The 17,937-nt window shown below is 64.5% G+C and carries 16 protein-coding genes; 7 read left to right on the top strand and 9 right to left on the bottom strand.

The window, feature by feature from the left end; translation table 11 throughout:
• The first annotated feature begins 39 nt into the window (after positions 1-39).
• Together carA and A8B82_RS01690 are read left to right on the top strand one after the other, a co-directional pair.
• Positions 40-1,215, top strand: coding sequence for a glutamine-hydrolyzing carbamoyl-phosphate synthase small subunit (gene carA / locus A8B82_RS01685; RefSeq protein ID WP_067287556.1), 1,176 nt, complete (start codon positions 40-42; stop codon positions 1,213-1,215).
• Positions 1,216-1,316: 101 nt separating this feature from the next.
• Positions 1,317-3,221, top strand: coding sequence for a glycosyltransferase family 2 protein (locus A8B82_RS01690; protein WP_067287558.1), 1,905 nt, complete (start codon positions 1,317-1,319; stop codon positions 3,219-3,221).
• Here the strand turns inward: A8B82_RS01690 and A8B82_RS01695 are convergent.
• Entirely contained in the window at positions 3,184-3,837 is a 654-nt protein-coding gene (locus A8B82_RS01695) for a GntR family transcriptional regulator (protein WP_067287561.1), read from the bottom strand. The two genes, A8B82_RS01690 and A8B82_RS01695, sit on opposite strands and share 38 nt — an antisense overlap.
• Positions 3,838-3,954: 117 nt before the next feature.
• On the opposite strand from A8B82_RS01695, the gene A8B82_RS01700 reads away from it, so the two are divergent.
• Both A8B82_RS01700 and A8B82_RS01705 read left to right on the top strand, forming a co-directional pair.
• Positions 3,955-4,602: a pyrimidine 5'-nucleotidase gene (locus A8B82_RS01700; protein WP_067287563.1), complete on the top strand. Its 648-nt coding sequence runs from the start codon at positions 3,955-3,957 to the stop codon at positions 4,600-4,602.
• Positions 4,603-4,868: 266 nt separating this feature from the next.
• Complete coding sequence (locus tag A8B82_RS01705) at positions 4,869-6,065, top strand: UbiH/UbiF family hydroxylase (protein WP_067287566.1); 1,197 nt, start codon at positions 4,869-4,871, stop codon at positions 6,063-6,065.
• A gap of 42 nt (positions 6,066-6,107) precedes the next feature.
• Here A8B82_RS01705 and A8B82_RS01710 read toward each other — a convergent pair whose 3' ends face one another.
• A complete protein-coding gene (locus A8B82_RS01710) occupies positions 6,108-7,232 on the bottom strand; it encodes an aminotransferase class V-fold PLP-dependent enzyme (protein WP_067287568.1) in 1,125 nt (374 codons plus the stop codon).
• 195 nt (positions 7,233-7,427) lie between these two features.
• Between A8B82_RS01710 and A8B82_RS01715 the strand changes: the two genes are divergently transcribed.
• Positions 7,428-8,516 carry a Hint domain-containing protein gene (locus tag A8B82_RS01715; protein WP_067287571.1) on the top strand — a complete coding sequence of 363 codons (1,089 nt, stop codon included), beginning with the start codon at positions 7,428-7,430 and terminating at the stop codon, positions 8,514-8,516.
• A gap of 10 nt (positions 8,517-8,526) precedes the next feature.
• On the opposite strand, the gene A8B82_RS01720 is transcribed toward A8B82_RS01715, so the two are convergent.
• Complete coding sequence (locus tag A8B82_RS01720; protein WP_067287574.1) at positions 8,527-8,982, bottom strand: Lrp/AsnC family transcriptional regulator; 456 nt, start codon at positions 8,980-8,982, stop codon at positions 8,527-8,529.
• Positions 8,979-9,434 (bottom strand): Lrp/AsnC family transcriptional regulator, encoded by a 456-nt coding sequence (locus A8B82_RS01725; protein ID WP_067287652.1) that lies wholly within the window; start codon positions 9,432-9,434, stop codon positions 8,979-8,981. The genes A8B82_RS01720 and A8B82_RS01725 overlap by 4 nt, the downstream gene beginning before the upstream one ends.
• Before the next feature lie 134 nt (positions 9,435-9,568).
• Here A8B82_RS01725 and ilvC point away from each other — a divergent pair, with 134 nt between their 5' ends.
• Both ilvC and A8B82_RS01735 read left to right on the top strand, forming a co-directional pair.
• Positions 9,569-10,591, top strand: coding sequence for a ketol-acid reductoisomerase (gene ilvC, locus A8B82_RS01730; protein ID WP_067287576.1), 1,023 nt, complete (start codon positions 9,569-9,571; stop codon positions 10,589-10,591).
• 133 nt (positions 10,592-10,724) lie between these two features.
• Positions 10,725-11,006 carry a hypothetical protein gene (locus A8B82_RS01735; protein WP_067287579.1) on the top strand — a complete coding sequence of 94 codons (282 nt, stop codon included), beginning with the start codon at positions 10,725-10,727 and terminating at the stop codon, positions 11,004-11,006.
• A 225-nt stretch (positions 11,007-11,231) separates the two neighbouring features.
• Here A8B82_RS01735 and glmM read toward each other — a convergent pair whose 3' ends face one another.
• The 5 genes from glmM to A8B82_RS01760 all read right to left on the bottom strand — a co-directional run bounded on the left by glmM (position 11,232) and on the right by A8B82_RS01760 (position 17,937).
• Complete coding sequence (gene glmM / locus A8B82_RS01740; protein ID WP_067287581.1) at positions 11,232-12,578, bottom strand: phosphoglucosamine mutase; 1,347 nt, start codon at positions 12,576-12,578, stop codon at positions 11,232-11,234.
• Positions 12,571-13,584, bottom strand: coding sequence for a dihydropteroate synthase (gene folP / locus A8B82_RS01745; RefSeq protein WP_067287584.1), 1,014 nt, complete (start codon positions 13,582-13,584; stop codon positions 12,571-12,573). Before folP ends, glmM begins: the two co-directional genes overlap by 8 nt.
• Positions 13,581-14,504 carry a dihydroneopterin aldolase gene (locus A8B82_RS01750; protein WP_067287586.1) on the bottom strand — a complete coding sequence of 308 codons (924 nt, stop codon included), beginning with the start codon at positions 14,502-14,504 and terminating at the stop codon, positions 13,581-13,583. The genes folP and A8B82_RS01750 overlap by 4 nt, the downstream gene beginning before the upstream one ends.
• 112 nt (positions 14,505-14,616) lie before the next feature.
• Entirely contained in the window at positions 14,617-15,258 is a 642-nt protein-coding gene (locus tag A8B82_RS01755; protein WP_067287588.1) for a cell wall hydrolase, read from the bottom strand.
• 120 nt (positions 15,259-15,378) lie between these two features.
• Positions 15,379-17,937, bottom strand: coding sequence for a putative PEP-binding protein (locus A8B82_RS01760; RefSeq protein WP_067287590.1), 2,559 nt, complete (start codon positions 17,935-17,937; stop codon positions 15,379-15,381).

The following is a 17,937-nucleotide window of genomic DNA, read 5'->3' on the forward strand; positions in this document are numbered from 1 at the left end:
CCGTTTACCCTGCCACATCCCGTTTCGGAGGCTGCCCCGATGTCCGCGCCCACCCCCCCTCGCCCGACCGCCTGCCTTGCTCTTGCGGATGGGTCGCTATTTTACGGCATGGGCTTTGGTGCCACCGGCCAGACAACGGCTGAACTGTGCTTCAACACCGCGATGACCGGCTATCAGGAAATCATGACCGACCCGTCCTATGCGGGCCAGATCGTGACCTTTACCTTCCCGCATGTGGGCAATGTTGGCACCAACCCCGAGGACGACGAAACCGGCGATCCCGTGGCCGCCGGCATGGTGGTCAAATGGATGCCCACCGACCCCAGCAACTGGCGCAACGTGCAGCCGCTGTCTGACTGGCTGGCGGCGCGCGGCCGGATCGCCATTGGCGGTGTCGACACCCGCCGCCTGACCCGTGCAATCCGCCACCTGGGCGCGCCGCATGCGGCGCTGGCCCATGACCCGGACGGCAATTTCGACATCGAGGCGTTGATTGCCGCAGCCCGGTCCTTTGCCGGGCTGGAAGGCGTTGACCTGGCAAAGGACGTGACCTGTGCGCAATCCTACCGCTGGGATGAAATGCGCTGGGCCTGGCCCGACGGCTACCCCACGCAAGACGCGCCACGGCACAAGGTCGTGGCCGTGGACTACGGCGCCAAGCGCAACATCCTGCGCTGTCTGGCCTCTGCCGGGTGCGAAGTGACGGTGCTGCCCGCCACTGCCACCTTCGACGACATCATGGCACATCAGCCCGACGGGGTGTTCCTGTCGAACGGTCCGGGCGACCCGGCGGCAACCGGCACCTACGCCGTGCCGATGATCCGCGACGTGCTGGACAAGACAGACCTGCCCGTCTTTGGCATCTGCCTGGGCCATCAGATGCTGGCGCTGGCGCTGGGCGGCAAGACCGTCAAGATGAGCCACGGTCACCATGGCGCCAACCATCCCGTAAAGGACTACGATACCGGCAAGGTCGAGATCACCTCGATGAACCACGGTTTCGCGGTCGATGGCCAATCCCTGCCCGGTGGCGTGGTGGAAACCCATGTATCGCTGTTTGACGGGTCCAACTGCGGCATCCGGCTGGATGGCCGCCCGGTCTGGTCCGTGCAGCACCACCCCGAAGCCTCGCCCGGCCCGCAGGACAGCTATTACCTGTTCGAACGCTTTGCTGCCGCGATGGCGGAACGCACCCCGGTCACGGCGGAGGCCTGATCGGCCCTGCTCCGTTAACTTCTTGTTAATATTCCGTTAATGCTGCCTTAACCGGCTCATCCATACCCTGTCCGAAGTCGAAACATTCGGGCCGGTAAAGCATGAGCAACCTACGCCTGTATTGGCCCGAAGCGACCGCCGCGCATCCCGCCGCGCCCGACAAGCCCCTTGGACGCCACCTGATCGACGCGGGCGTGATCGAAACCCGCGATCTGCTGCATGCGCTTGATCTGCAATCGCGCGTGGACGCGCCACTGGGCGAAATCCTGGTGGCTGAAGGGCTTGCCGAACGCGGCGAAGTTCTGGACGCGCTCTGCGCCCAGTTTCGCGCGCACCGGGTCGATCTGACCGTCGATCCCCCTGACCGCGCGGTGACGCGCGACCTGCCCGCCGCCCTGTGCCTGCGCTTTCGCGTGGTGCCCTGGATGCGCGTGGGGGGCATTCTGATGGTCGCGACCAGCCGCCCGGATGAATTTGACAGGCTGCGGGCCTGCATGGGGACCGACGGTCTGGCGCTTTTGCCGGTGATCACGGATGCCTCCCAGATCCAGCGCCAGATCGGTCTGCTTTATGGCCCGGAACTGGCGCTGAAGGCGGCGCAGCGGGTTCCCGCCGTGGAAAGCTGCCGCAGCAGGCAGGGCGCAGGCAGGACCCGCCATTACGTCGCCTGGGCCATCTGCGCGGGGATCGGTGCCGCGCTGGTCCTTGCCCCGCTCTGGACCCTGACGGTGGCACTGCTCTGGGCCTTTGTCACACTGATGCTCAGCACCGGGCTGAAGCTCGCGGCTTTCTGCGCGCAGCTGTCTCATATGATGACTGATCAGCCGCCAGACCGCCTTGCCGTCAACACAGTGTTCAGACTGCCGCGCGTGTCCATCCTGGTCCCGCTGCTGAAAGAAACCGAAATCGCGGGTGCCCTGATCGCCCGGCTGTCCCGGCTGACCTACCCCAAGTCGCTGCTGAACGTGATCCTGGTCCTGGAAGAGGAGGACCGCCTGACGCGCCAGACCATCGCGCGCACGCAAATCCCGGAATGGATGACGGTGATCGAAGTCCCCAAGGGCGATGGGCTGACCACCAAACCCCGCGCATTGAACTACGCGCTGGATTTTTGCGAGGGCAGCATCATCGGCGTCTGGGATGCCGAGGACGCGCCGGAGCCCGACCAGATCGAACGTGTGGTGACCCGGTTCCAGAACGCACCGGAAAACGTGGCCTGCCTGCAGGGTATCCTGGATTACTACAACAGCAGAACGAACTGGATTTCCCGTTGTTTTACAATCGAATACGCAACCTGGTGGCGGATGATCCTGCCCGGTATCGCGCGTCTTGGGATGGTGATCCCGCTGGGCGGCACCACCCTGTTCTTTCGCCGCGACATCCTGGAAAAGCTGAACGGCTGGGACGCACATAACGTAACAGAAGACGCCGATCTGGGTGTGCGACTGGCCCGGCATGGCTATGTCACCGAATTGCTGCCCACCGTCACCTATGAAGAGGCGAATTGCCGTGCCTGGCCCTGGGTGCGGCAACGCTCGCGCTGGCTCAAGGGGTTCCTGATCACCTGGTGCGTCCACATGCGCCGCCCCCGGAAATTGCTGCGCGATCTGGGATGGAAACGGTTCTGGGGTGTGCAGACCCTGCTGTTGGCCACCTTTTCGCAATTTGCCTGCGCGCCGCTGCTCTGGTCCTTCTGGATTACCCTGTTCGGCGTGACACATCCCGTGTCACAGACCCTTGGCACCCCGGCAATGTGGTTGATGGCCGGTTTCTTTGCGCTGGCCGAAATCGTGAACCTGTGCATCGCCCTGGTGGCGGTGTCCGGCCCCCGCCACCGGCACCTGATGGGCTGGGTGCTGAGCACGCCATTCTACTTTCCGATGGGCGCGCTGGCGGCCTACAAAGCCCTGCATGAATTCGTGGTCAGCCCGTTTTTCTGGGACAAGACAGCGCATGGCATGACCTCTGTCAGCCCTCCGTCTCCAGCCGGGCGGCCTCCTGCTTGAGCCTTGTGACAAAGGCCACAGAGATATGCGAGCGCAGCGCCTCCTCCGCCCCCCCCTCGTCGCGCGCCTCGATACAGGCGACAATCCGGTCGTGTTCGGCCTGGGCAATCTCTCCGCGCCCCTCTGCCGCAAGCGAGGTCGTCGCCATCAGCGCCATGGACCGATAGACAAGGTCAAGCTGCTGCACCAGATAGCGGTTATGCGAGGCCAGGTGGATCTGCTTGTGAAACCGCCGGTTCGACCGGGCAAGCGCCGTCGGGTCCCCCACCAGCGCATCGTCGGCGCTGACCATCTCGCGCAGCACGCGGATTTCCTCTGGCGTGGCATGGCGCGCGGCCAGACGGGCGGCCAGCCCCTCCAGTTCTCCGCGCACCACATAGAGCTCAGCCGTCTGGTTGTGATCCAACGAAGCGACAATCAGGCTGCGCCCGTCGCGCGACAGCAGCGACTGGGTTTCAAGCCGTTGCAATGCCTCTCTGATGGGCGTGCGCGACACGCCGAACCTCTCCGCCAACTCGCTTTCGACCAGCCGGTCGCCGGGGCGGTAAATGCCTGTGTCGATGGCATCCAGGATCATGGAATAGGCATCGGTTGATCCGGGTTTGGGCGGCGGCATGGTGGATTTCCTCTTTGACGCGCCACCTTAGCGCCCTGCCGCAGCAGCGCAAGACTTGCAGGGCCGCGACGCAGCGCAAGACTTGCGGGACCGCGACGCAGCGCCTAACACAAGCACATGACGCGCGATGCCTTTTCCCATGTGGACGCTTGGGTCTTTGACCTCGACCACACGCTGTACCCCCCCTCTGCCGGGCTTTTCGCCCTGATCGAGGTGCGGATGACCGCCTGGGTGATGCGCACCCTGAATGTGCAGGAGGCCGAAGCCGACCGCCTTCGCCTGCACTACTGGCAGACCCATGGCACCACGCTGGCGGGGCTGATGCGCGAACATGACGTGGACCCCGCCCCCTACCTGGATGACGTGCATGACATTTCCATGGCCAGCCTGACGCCAGACCCGGAACTGGCCGCCCATATCCGCGCCCTGCCGGGGCGGCGCATTGTCTACACCAACGGCTGCGCGCCCTATGCCGAACGGGTGCTGGCCGCGCGCGGGCTGAGCGGGCTGTTCGATGCGGTCTATGGCGTCGAACACGCGGGCTTTCTGCCCAAACCCGACCGCGCCGCATTCGACCGGGTGTTCGGGCTGGACGGTCTGACCCCCGCCCGCGCCGCGATGTTCGAGGACGATCCGCGCAACCTGATTGCACCCCATGCCATGGGCATGAAAACCGTCCATGTCGCCCCGGCGCGACGCGATGCCGCGCATATTCACTACCATACGGACGATCTGACCGCTTTCCTTGGCCTGCTGAAAGGTTAGTATGGCGGAAACGAAATGCGCATCATTTCCTCCTGCGCCCGGATCGCTTGCGATCCGGTTCGCACCCGACCCCGCCCCCGTCAAACCGCAGGTTTGCCTCCGGCAAAACGGCGGGTGCGAAACTCCGACCTCGCAAGATGCTGCGCAGTATGGAAAAATGGAAATGCTACGCCAAATGGAGGGCCGCCCTCGGGGTCGGGCGCGAACCTGCTGTTGAGAACTGTATTCAATGAACCGAACTTTGAGTCCGGGTGACTAGGGCCTATATGGGATTTGACTGCGACATTCTGATTTCCGGCGGCGGGATTGCGGGCCTTACCGCAGCAGCGGCCTTTGGCACCGCCGGGTTCGACGTGATCTGCGTTGACCCGGCCCCCCCCGTGACCGCGCGTGACGCCAAAGGCGCCGACATGCGCAGCACCGCGATGCTGCAGCCGGCGCGGAAGGTGCTGGAGAACGCAGGCGTCTGGGACACACTCGCCCCCCATGCCGCAGCTTTGCAGATCATGCGCATCGTCGATGCCGGTGGGGCGGAGGCAGAGCCGCGCGTGACCCGTGAATTTGACGCCGCCGACATCTCGGATGCGCCCTTCGGGTGGAATTTTCCCAACTGGCTTCTGCGCCGTGAACTGGTGGCGCGGCTTTCCGCCCTGCCGTCCGTGGATTTCAGACCCGGCACCGGCACCACCTCGCTGTTCACCCGCATGGCCGAGGCCCGCGTGGGCCTGACCGACGGCAGCCGGGTGACCACGCGCCTTGTCATCGCCGCCGATGGCCGCGACAGCCCGATGCGCGAGGCGGCGGGCATCGCCGTCACCGCCCGGCGTTACGGACAAAAGGCGCTGGCCTTTGCCGTGACACATCCGGTCCCGCATGAAAACGTCTCGACCGAGATCCACCGCAGCGGCGGCCCCTTCACGCTGGTGCCGCTGCCCGATCATGATGGTCTGCCGTGCTCTGCCATTGTCTGGATGGATGACGGGCCGGCGCAGCTGGCCCGGTCAGAGATGCCGGTCGCGGATTTCGAGCAGGACATGTCGGACCGCTCCTGCCACCTGTTCGGCCCGCTCACGCTGGTCACGCCGCGCAACCTCTGGCCGATCATCAGCCAGCATGCCGCAAGCCTGACCGGCGAACGGCTGGCCCTGATCGCGGAGGCCGCGCATGTGCTGCCGCCGATCGGGGCGCAGGGGCTGAACATGTCGCTGACCGATATCGCAACCCTGCTGGACCTGGCACAGGCCCGCCCCGATACACTGGGCGACGCGGCAATGCTGGAGGCCTATCACAAGGCCCGCTTTAGCGACATCCAACTGCGGGTGCGGGGCATCGACCTGCTGAACCGCGCCAGCCAGGCCAGCACACCGCTGGCCCGGGACGCCCGCGCCGCCGGGCTCAACGCGCTGTACGGGTTGGCCCCTGTGCGCAAGATGCTGATGCAGATGGGTTTGGGTGTGCGTTAAGGCCGCCCTGGTCGTCGCGCGGGCGGGCACCTCTGCCAGCAGCTACAAAACCTTGTCCAGCACCGCCCTGAGCCGCGCAAGCGTGGCATCGACATCATAAAGCTTGTCCAGTCCGAACAGCCCCAGCCGGAAGGTGCTGAACCCCTCGGGCTCGCCCACCTGCAAGGGCACGCCAGCGGCGATCTGCATTCCCTGCGCCGCAAAGGCACGGCCCGACTGGATTTCGGGATCGCCGGTGTAGCTGACAACCACGCCGGGCGCGCCAAAGCCTTCGGCGGCGACCGATACAACCCCCTTGTCGCGCAGCATCCCGCGCACCCCTTCGCCCAAACGCCACTGCGCCTCTTTCAAACGCGCAAAACCATAGTCCCGCGTTTCCAGAATCGTGTCCCGGAAGGCGCGCAGCGCATCTGTCGGCAGGGTTGCGTGATAGGCATGACCGCCATCTTCATAGGCTTTCATGATCGCGCGCCACTTTGCCAGGTCGATGGCGAAACTGTCGGATTTTGTCTCTGCCAGCCGCGCCTCGGCACTTTGGGACATCATCACCAACCCGGCACAGGGGGATGCCGACCACCCCTTTTGCGGGGCCGAGATCAGCACATCCACGCCAAGCGCCCGCATGTCGATCCAGGCACAGCCAGAGGCGATGCAATCCAGCACCATCAGGGCGCCGACCTCATGGGCGGCACTGGCCATGGCGGCAATATAATCATCCGGCAGGATCACGCCTGCCGCAGTCTCCACATGCGGTGCAAAGACCACCTGCGGCCGGTTTTCCGCAATTGCGGCCACCACATCCTCGATCGGGGCGGGCGCATAGGGGCTGGCAGGGGCATTGCCCTGCGCGCGCGCCTTCATCACCGTGACATTTCCGGTCAGATCGCCGCTTTCGATGATCTGGCTCCAGCGGAAGGAAAACCAGCCGTTGCGCACCACCAGCACCTCTGCCCCGCGGGCAAACTGGCGTGCCACCGCCTCCATCGCAAAGGTGCCGCCGCCGGGCACCAGTGCCACCGCGTCGGCCTGATAGACCTCCCGCAACATCCCGGAAATGTCGCGCATCACCTGCTGGAAAGCCGCCGACATGTGGTTGAGCGAACGGTCGGTAAAGACCACCGAGAATTCATCGAGCCCCGCAGGGTCCACGGTATCGAGCAATGCCATCAAAGGTCCTCCGCTTTGCGTCGCCCCTGCATAGGAAAGCCGCCGCCCCTTGGCAAAGCCAAACTTGCCCCGCCACGCTTTGATCGCAGCCAGACGTGACACAATGTTGCCGCAATTTGTCGTTATTTTGTCTTAATTGCGGGCAATGACCCCTGTGGGCAACGTCAACAGACACCCTTTCGAGCGGCAGGAAAAATGGCAGAGACAACGCTTTTGCTGAATGGTTTCAGCATCATAGGCGACCCTCACACGAACACCAATGCCGCCAAGGGCGGCAACCTGATGATCCATGGCGGTGACGCCGTGTTCGAAGCGGACGACATCATTGTCTTTACCGTGACCAATGTCACGGTCGATGGCGTGCTGACCGCAGACTCGGTCATCACCGGCATCACGGTCTATGACAACGCCACGGATTATTACTACGAAACCGCGCTCTACACCTATTCCGGCAGCGCGGACATCGACACCGGGCGCAACAACATGGGCGACCGCTACCTGGAATTCGATGCCAGCGGCCTTGTCTCGACCGACCCCGGCGCGCCGGTGCTGGATGACCTTGCGGTGGTCGCGGGCGTCGATATCCTCGGAACGCTGGCCGCAACCAATGGCCCGCTGCGCATCGCGACGAACGAGGACATCGACGTCAATGGCGACGGCATCATCTCGCCCGATGAACAGGCGGACGGTCTTTTTTCGGACGACCTGAACGTGTTGGCGAGCATCTGCTTTGCGCGCGGCACGTTGATCGAAACCCCCTCTGGCCCCCGGTATGTCGAAACCCTGACAGAGGGTGATCTGGTCACCACGCTGGACAACGGCCCCCGCCCGATCCGCTGGATCGGGGGACAGACGATGCCCGGAACCGGCGTCAATGCGCCAGTGCACATCGCCGCAGGTGCCCTTGGCAATATCCGCCCGCTGGTGGTCTCGCAAAACCACCGCATGCTGATGACCGGGGCCGCCGCCGAATTGCTGTTCGGCCAGAACGCGGTGCTGGTGGCGGCAAAGCATCTTGTGAATGGCACCACCATCCAAATCCGGCCTTGTCGGCAAGTCAGCTATTATCACTTTCTCTGTGATGCCCATGAGGTCGTCTTTGCCGAAGGCTGCCCGGCAGAAAGCCTCTATCCCGGTGCGCAGACCCTTGACGTGATCGCACCCGACGCGCGGGACGAGATCACTGCCGCCTTCCCTGCCCTGCTTCAGCGCGACCAGCGCCTGCCCCTGAACCGCTACGCCCTGCGCGCGTTCGAAGCCGCCGCCCTTGGGCGCGCAGCCTGAAGGCACGAACCTACAGCGGCCCCGGCAGGCGTTCCTCGCTCAGCAGGACATTCGCCTCGACCTCTCCTGCCCCCGGCAGCGTCATGATGCGCCGCCGCAGAACACGTTCGAAATCCGGCAGGTCACGGGCCACCACCCGCAGCCGGTAATCATACATCCCCAGCACATGTTCCACCGTCTGCACCTCGGGAATGGCCACAACGGCGCGCTCGAAATCCTCAAGCGACACGCGCCCCTTGATCGCCAGCTTGATACCCAGAAACACCGTCACGCCAAAGCCCAGCGCCTCCGCATTCAGCCGCAGGTGCCGCTCGCGGATGATCCCCGCCTCCTCCAGCCGTCGGATGCGCCGCCAGGTGGCGGGCTGGGACAGGCCGAACCGCTTGCCCAAAGCACTGGCCGATTGCCGCGCGTCCCGCGCCAGCGCGCGGATCAGCTTGCGGTCGATGGCATCCAGATCGGTCATAACGGCAGTGCTGCCTCCCTCTTGATCCGCGCCACATGCATCAGCGCCTCGATATCCGCGATATGCGGCAGGGTCAGGATACGGCTGCGGTAGATGTCCTGATAATGCGCCATGTCGCGTGCGATGATCGACAGCCGCACATCGACCCGGCCAAGGAAGGTCTGCACCTCGATCACCTCCGGCACCCGGCGCGCTTCGGCCAGAAAACTGTCAAAGGCATTGCCCTGGGTCTTGTCCAGCGTCACCCGCAACGACACCTCGACCGCATAGCCCAATGCGGCCCAGTTGATCACCGCCCCGACCCCGCGCAGCACGCCCGTCTCTTCCAGCCGGGCGATGCGCCGCGCCGCCTTGCCTGCGGTCATGCCACAGCGCTGGCCAAGGTCCGCCGGGCTCAGCGTCGGCTCTGCCTGCCAATAGCGCAGCAGCCGCCGATCCACATCATCAAGCATGATTTTTTCGTTCTGAGCCATTTACACGAATAACATTTTTCATTGTTCCCCAAATACACATAAAACATCAATGGCCACCAGTGCCAACATCCCTATGGTGCACTTCAGAACTCACCAACCAAAGGACAAGCGATATGCGCGTTTATTATGACCGTGACTGCGACGTGAACCTGATCAAGGACAAGAAGGTCGCCATCCTCGGCTACGGCTCGCAAGGCCATGCCCACGCCCTGAACCTGCGCGATTCAGGCGCCAAGAACCTCGTCGTCGCCCTGCGCGAAGGCTCCGCTTCCGCCGCCAAGGCGACCGGCGAAGGCCTCAAGGTCATGGGCATTGCCGAGGCCGCGGCCTGGGCCGACCTGATCATGTTCACCATGCCCGACGAATTGCAGGCCGAAACCTACAAAAAATACGTCCATGACAACATCCGCGAAGGCGCCGCAATTGCCTTTGCCCACGGGTTGAACGTCCACTTCGGCCTGATCGAGCCGAAAGAAGGCATCGACGTGATCATGATGGCCCCCAAGGGCCCCGGCCACACCGTGCGCGGCGAATACACCAAGGGCGGCGGCGTGCCCTGCCTGGTGGCCGTGGACAAGGACGCTTCCGGCAAGGCGCTGGAAATCGGCCTGTCCTATTGCTCCGCCATCGGTGGCGGCCGCTCCGGCATCATCGAAACCAACTTCCGCGAAGAATGCGAAACTGACCTCTTCGGTGAACAGGCGGTTCTGTGTGGCGGTCTGGTTGAACTGATCCGCATGGGCTTTGAAACCCTGGTCGAAGCCGGTTACGCACCGGAAATGGCCTATTTCGAATGCCTGCACGAAGTGAAGCTGATCGTCGATCTGATCTATGAAGGCGGCATCGCCAACATGAACTACTCGATCTCGAACACTGCCGAATATGGCGAATATGTCTCCGGTCCGCGCATCCTGCCCTATGACGAGACCAAGGCGCGGATGAAAGCGGTGCTGAACGACATCCAGTCCGGTGCCTTCGTGCGTGACTTCATGCAGGAAAACGCCGTGGGTCAGCCGTTCTTCAAAGGCAGACGTCGCATGAACGACGAACACCAGATCGAACAGGTCGGCGCAAAACTGCGCGAGATGATGCCCTGGATTTCTGCCGGCAAGATGGTCGACAAATCCAAGAACTGATCGTCACGCCCACCTGCAAAGCCCGGTTCCGACCGGGCTTTGCTTGACTGGCATCATTCGATCAGGATCGAAGCATTCGCCTTTGACTTCGCACCGGGCAGCGCCCATCAGTGCAGGAGCAAAAGGACAGCCCATGCCAGACGCCCCCCGGATCACCACAGCCAGTTGGGTGATGATTGCCCTGCTGGCCCTGATCTGGGTGCTGGTGGTCACGCAAACCGACACCCTTGGGCATCCAATTCCATCATGGCTGGACAGCTTAACTGACCCCTTCCGAAATGCCGCAAGCGGACACACGTTGGGTGTCGGCTACGCAGGGACATTGCTGCCGCTTGATCACTGGGAACCAAAGCCCGGAACAAGCCGAAGGCGCCGGGCCATCGCCTGCCCGCCGGTCGGGCGGGCGATTTGGTGAGACTGGGTGATACTCTGAGAGGTATCATCACGGTTGAGAAATCAAGTGGCATGGACAGAGGTCAGGATCGCTCACCCCGGGCAGGCGATGGCCCGGCTTGTGCTCCATGTTGGCGGTGGAGGGCTCGTTCCCGCCATCCTCCGCGCGCTGCGGCGGCTGTTCCGGCGCGCACGCGGTCCTCATCATCAGGAATAGAATCCATGCGGGCTTGCCCGCACCGGGCGGTCAGGGCCGGACAGCCACTTCAACTGCGCTGACAACATGATCGACCGCACCGGCCATCAGCGCGGCATCCTCATGTTCGGCCATGACACGCACCAGCGGCTCGGTGCCCGATTTGCGGATCAGCAGCCGCCCGCCGGTGGCAAGCTCTGCCTCCGCCTGGGCGATGGCCGCCTGTACCGAAGCATCCTCCAGCGGGGTCTGCCCCGCGCCGAAACGCACGTTCTTCAGCAATTGCGGCACCGGGTCGAACTGGTGCAGCAATTCCGAGGCCGCCTTGCCCGATTGGCACATCTCGGCCAGGAATTGCAGCCCCGCCATCAACCCGTCACCGGTGGTGGCATGGTCTGTCATCACGATATGGCCCGATTGTTCCCCGCCAAGGTTGAAGCCGCCCGCGCGCATGCGTTCCACCACATAGCGGTCACCGACGCTGGTGCGTTCCAGCCGCAGGCCGCGCCCTTCCAGGAAGTGCTCAAGGCCCAGGTTGCTCATCACCGTGGCGACCAGCGCGCCGCCCGCCAGCTTGCCCTCTGCGGCCCAGCGCGCGGCCATCAGCGCCATGAACTGATCGCCATCGCCGATCATGCCATTTTCGTCGATCAGAACCACCCGGTCCGCATCCCCGTCAAGGCAGATGCCGACATCGGCCCCATGGGCCACCACCGCCTCTGCCGCCGCATCCGGATGGGTCGATCCGCAGCTTTCGTTGATGTTGTGCCCATTGGGCGCAACGCCCATGGGCACCACCGTCGCCCCCAGTTCCCACAGGGCCATGGGTGCCACATGGTGCGCCGCACCATTGGCGCAGTCGATCACAACCTTCAGATCATCCAGCCGCATCTGCCGCGGAAAGGAGGATTTGACCCGCTCGATATAGCGAAAGCGGCTGTCGTCGATCCGCTTGGCGCGGCCAATCTCGGGTGCCTGCACCATCTCGACCCCGTCGGCGACCAGCGCCTCGATCTCGGCCTCGGCCTGGTCGGACAGCTTGTAACCGTCAGGGCCAAAGAACTTGATCCCGTTGTCATGCGCATGATTGTGACTGGCCGAAATCATCACCCCCAGATCAGCGCGCATCGACCGGGTCAGCAACCCCACCGCCGGTGTCGGCACCGGACCCAGCAGCAGGACATTCATCCCCGAACTGGTCAGACCGGCGGTCAGCGCGTTTTCGAACATATAGCCGGACAGCCGGGTGTCCTTGCCAATGACGACACGGTGCACCCCCTTGCCCTCGCGGCGAAAGTACCGGCCCACCGCCGCCCCGATGCGCAGCGCCATCTCGGCTGTCATCGGGTGGATATTGGCGGTGCCGCGCACCCCGTCGGTGCCAAAAAGCTTAGTCATCTCTGCGTCCTGATATTGCCGCACGCCACAGCGTGATTGCCTGCAAGGTATCCGGGACGTCATGAACCCGCAACATCTGCACCCCCTGCGTCACCCCCGCCAGGGCCACACCAATCGACCCGCCTGCGCGGGAACCCGCCAAAGGCGCGTTGCCAAGTGTCCCGATGAAACCTTTGCGTGAGGCCCCCAGCAGAACAGGCACGCCCAGCCCGTGAAACAGGCTGAGCCCCGACAGCAGCGTCAGGTTATGCTCCAGCTTCTTGCCAAAGCCTATGCCGGGGTCCGCGACGATCCTGTCACGGGCGATGCCTGCGCCCACCAGCACAGCGATCTGCGCCGCGAGGAAGTCATAGACGTCCAGCAGCACATTGTCGTAATGCGGGTTCTTTTGCATCGTGGCCGGGTCCCCCAGCGCATGCATCACGCAGACCGGCACAGCCGCATCTGCCGCCACAGCCGCAAGCGCCGGATCATAGGTAAAGCCCGAGACATCGTTGATCAGGCCTGCACCAGCCTCCAGCGCGGCCCGTGCCACCGCGGCCTTGCGCGTATCGACAGAGATCAGCGCGCCTGTGTCGCGCAGCCCGGCGATGATCGGCACGACGCGGCGGGATTCCTCCTCGGGGTCCACGGTTTCTGCGCCGGGGCGGGTGGATTCGCCACCCACATCCAACAGGTCGACGCCCGCCGCCACCATCCGCTGCCCTGCCGCGATGGCGTCATCCGCCGCCGCGTGCAGACCGCCGTCGGAAAAGCTGTCAGGGGTTGCGTTCAGAATGCCCATGACACGGGGGCGGCCCATGTCCAGCCCGCCAATCGGAGCGCGTGGCGCAGTCAGCGCCGCCAGTTGCGCTTCCGGGATCTCCTGTGCCGGGATGACGCGGGATGGTTCTGTCCGCGACAGGACCTCTGCATGGGTGAACCATGCCCAGCCCCCGGCAAGCGCCACTGCGTCCTGCGGTCTGATGGGGCCAACCTGTGCCAGCGGTCGGTAACAGACGCTCATAGCTGCGCCTGGTCCAGCGAAACGCCCCGCAGCGGAACCGATGCGCCATCGGGCAGATCGGCCCCCACCACCAGCATTTCCTCTGCGTCGAAGGTGGCGGCGAACCATGCGGCCAGCGCCACGGCGTCATGCGGCTGGGCCGAAGGGGTATCGACGGAATCCAGCACGATTTTGGACGGGGCCCAGACGCAGGTCTGGCCATTTCGCATTGCCCAGTCCAGTTCGGTCCGGGTCGCGACCACCACGCAACGGTCGTCGCGCGCGGCCAGCACCCAGGCGTTCTGCTCGATCGCCAGCAGGTCGATCCGCCGCTGCGCCATGCGGTGCCTGAGCTGCGGCGCCGTAACATCCGGCGCGCCCACACAAAGGATCAAGGGCCGCCCCAGCTTTTCCAACTGGTCCAGCCAGCCCGGCAGATGCGCCGAGGCAATGGCGGCGTTGCTGAGATAGACCAGTTCGGGATGCGGCGCGTCACCTGGGGCGATCTCTGCCGCCGGGGCATCGCCGCGTGCGCGCACGATCTCGACCCCCAGCGCACCGGGGCCGCGATCCAGCTTCTCGATGCGGATAAAGGCACGGACCGCCTGCGGCTCCAGCAGAATGCGGTCCGCCACCCGTTCGGCAAGGGTTTCCAGCAGTGCCAGTCGTTCCACCGCCAGTTCGGCGGCAATCGCCTCGGTCACCCGGTCATAGCTCAGAATGCGGTCCACATCATCATCGACCGGACCGGTCAGGGGCTGCACCTCGACCACCACATTGAAACAGATGCGCTGCCTGACACCGCGTTCGGCCTGGAACGCGCCGATCTCGACCTCGACGATGTGATCGCGCAGGGAAATGCGGTCCAGCGGGTCCGCCCCGGCCAGGGCATCGGCCCGCTCGGAGGGGTGGGCAAAGGCAAGGCGGGCTTCTTTGGACATGGCAGAGGCTTTCGGATCAGGCGGCTCGGACAGGGGGCGGCAGGGGTATCTCTACCGCGTCACCGCGTCCTTAGCAGCCTGCAATCCGTCAGGCCAGCGCCCGAAAACGGCGTCAGTTCGACGCCGACCGCCAGGTATGACGATAAAACAGGTGCACACCGATCTGCGCGGTTCGGGTATAGACCTTGCTCCAGCGCGGGCGCACGGCGGTGGTGTGGTAATGCGTGGCACCGTCTGTCAGCGCAGGCACCTTGCCGTCGAGGGTGTACTGCGCGACCTTGGCCACGCGGGCAAAAGCCATCGGTTCTGCGATGACTTCCTTGTTGCCGTCACAGGTATAGGTGAACTGACACTGGTACTTCTTGCCGGTGCCCTGATGGATCACCCCGCAGAAAGACCCCGGAAAACGCCCGCTCTTGACGCGGTTCTTGATCACCTCGGCAACCGCGAACTGGCCCTTGACCGTCTCGCCGCGCGCTTCGAAATACAGCGCCTCGGCCAGACAGCGCCATTCAGACGACCCATTCGCCCTGGGCTGTGCATCCAGCCACGCCTTGGAGAACTTGACGGTGCCCTGGGCACCCTGCGGCACACTGACGAAAGACTTCAGCCGCTTCGCACCGGCGGATTTCAGACCGTTGGTTTCGAGCCGTGCAAGTTCTTCTGCCTTGTCCGCATTGGCATGTGCCGCGACCGGCAAAAGCAGCATCAGCGACAACAGCATAAAGCTGGCAGTGGAAAGAAACAGACGCATCCTGCGCCCCCATTATGTTATTTCGGTTGGGGCGGGCCTAGCCAAGATCGGGCCGCGCGTAAACCCATCGGCCCGTGCGACATCTTGGACGTCCAGTACTAGATGGCGGAATACCGCCGGCTACCCGATCTTGTGGCCGATCGCCAACTGCGCCGCAGCCAGCCGTGCAACCGGCACGCGAAAAGGCGAGCAGGAAACGTAGTCAAACCCCGCCGCGCGGCAAAATGCAATCGATTCGGGGTTGCCGCCATGCTCGCCGCAGATCGACAGGGTGATGCCCGGCTGCGCCTTGCGGCCGCGTTCCGCGCCCAGTTTCAGCAACTCGCCCACGCCGTCCGTGTCCAGCACATGAAACGGGTCTTCGGGAAAGACACCCTGCTGGACATAATTCGACATGAAGCGCCCCGCATCGTCGCGCGACAGACCATAGGTCATCTGCGTCAGGTCATTGGTGCCAAAGCTGAGAAAGGAACAATGCGGCGCGATCTCGCCCGCGCGCAGGGCGGCGCGGGGCGTTTCGACCATCACACCAAGGCGATAGGTAAACTGCACCCCGGTTTCATTGCGCACGGCAGCGGCGATGGCATCGACAGAGGTCTTGATCAGCTCCACCTCGCGGCGCGCGCTGACCAGCGGGATCATCACCTCCGGCACCACCGGATCGCCATCGCGGCTGGCGGCAATTGTCGCCTCGAAGATCGCGCGGGCCTGCATCTCGTAGATTTCCGGCACCGTCACGCCCAGACGCACACCGCGCATCCCCAGCATCGGGTTATATTCGCTCAGCCCCTCGACCCGCCGGGTCACATCGGAAAGGGGCAGGTTCAGCGCCTCGGCCAATTCGCGCTGGCCGGCCTTGTCGCCGGGCAGGAATTCATGCAGCGGCGGGTCGAACAGGCGGATGCAAACGGGCTGGCCCTGCATGATGCGGAACAACTGGGTAAAGTCGTCGCGCTGCATCGGCAGCAGACGTTCCAGCACCGCGCGCCGGTCCTCGCCGGTCTCGGCAAAGATCATCTCGCGCATCACGGTCAGGCGGCCGGGATCAAAGAACATATGCTCTGTCCGGCACAGCCCGATGCCATGGGCGTTGAAGTTCCGCGCGGTCTGGGCATCGGCAGGCGTGTCGGCATTGGCGCGGATTTTGATATCCGCCACATCCTCGGCCCAGGACATCAGCCGGTTGAAGGTCTCGTCCAGCGCCGCCTCGCGCATCCGGGCGGCCCCGGCCAATACCTGTCCGTTCGAGCCGTCCACGGTGATCTCGTCGCCGGTTGAAAAGACCCGGCCATCCGCTGCGGTGATCTGGCCCTTGCGCAGGTTGAACCGCATATTGGAGGCCCCCACCACGCAGGGCAGACCGATGCCGCGTCCGATCACGGCGGCGTGGCTGGTGATGCCGCCCCGCTCGGTCAGCACGGCAGCGGCGGCATGCATGCCGCGAATGTCCTCGGGCGAGGTTTCGCGCCGGATCAGGATACAGGCCTCGCCGCGCGCGGCACTTGCCTGCGCCTCTGTTGCGGTAAAGACGATCTTGCCGGTGGCGGCACCGGGACTGGCGGCAATGCCGCGCCCGATCACGTCGCGTTTGGTGCGCGGGTCCACCTGCCGGTGCAACAGTTCGGTCAGCGTGCGGGGCTGCACCCGCATCAGGGCTTCCTCCCGCGTGATGATCTTGTCATCCGCCAGCGCCACGGAGATGCGCACCGCCGCGCGCGAAGACCGCGCCACGCGCACGCCATCCAGAATGTGCAGACGCCCGTCCTCGATGACGAATTCCACCTGCATTTCCTCGCGCAGCTTTTCCCGCATCAGGGCCGCATGTTCGGTCAGCTCCGCAAAGGCCTCCGGTGCCAGTTCCTCCAGCGACTCGCCGCGCGGGTCCTTGGTCAGGTACAGCGCCGCCGCGTCCCCTTCGAGCGCATCGCGCCCCTGCGACTGGCTCAGGTAACGCCCGGTGATCTGCGGCACGCCGGTGTCGCTGTCGACCAGTTGCAACACGCCCGAGCCGCACTGGCCAGAGCCGACGCCAAAGGCCATTTCCTGCACCACCAGCCCCAATCCGGCATCCGCCGGTGCCCCCTTGGCCTGCCGCAGCAGGCGCGCCGAGGTGCCGTTCCAGGCCCGCGCCATTGACCGCAGCACTGCCGACAACTGAACCCTGCGGTCCTGGGGAAAGGCTTCCTCGGTTTCCTGCTCATAGGCGTGCAATGATTGCGCCAGCGCGGCGCGGCCATCGCCGTTCACCTCGTCGAACATGTCGGGGTCCAACCGGGCCACATTGACCGCATAGGCCTGCACGAAACGGGTATAAAGCCCGGCGGCGGCCTCTTCGCCGAGCGATTTCGACAGGTCCTTGAACCTGGCGTCATTGATCCCGATGTTCAGCACCGCCCCCGGCCCGCCCCAGTCCGGGTCCTCGCTGGAGGGGCGCACACAGAGCATGGCGTCGTCAGGGAATTCCGCCACCACCGCATCGACATTGGGCAATTGCGCATCGCCCAGCCGGTGCACCGCCTCAAAGGACAGGGCAACGGTGCGCGGCACCGGCAGGTCCAGACGCACCAGCCGTTGCAGGCATTTGGCGCGCCCGCCGTGGCTTTCGTTGGCGATGGGCGCGGTGGCCGTGACAAGCGTGGTATCGGGATTATTCTGCACTGCAGCACCTTTGGGTTTCAT

The sequence above is a fragment of the Sulfitobacter sp. EhC04 genome (assembly GCF_001650875.1).
Taxonomy (GTDB): domain Bacteria; phylum Pseudomonadota; class Alphaproteobacteria; order Rhodobacterales; family Rhodobacteraceae; genus Sulfitobacter.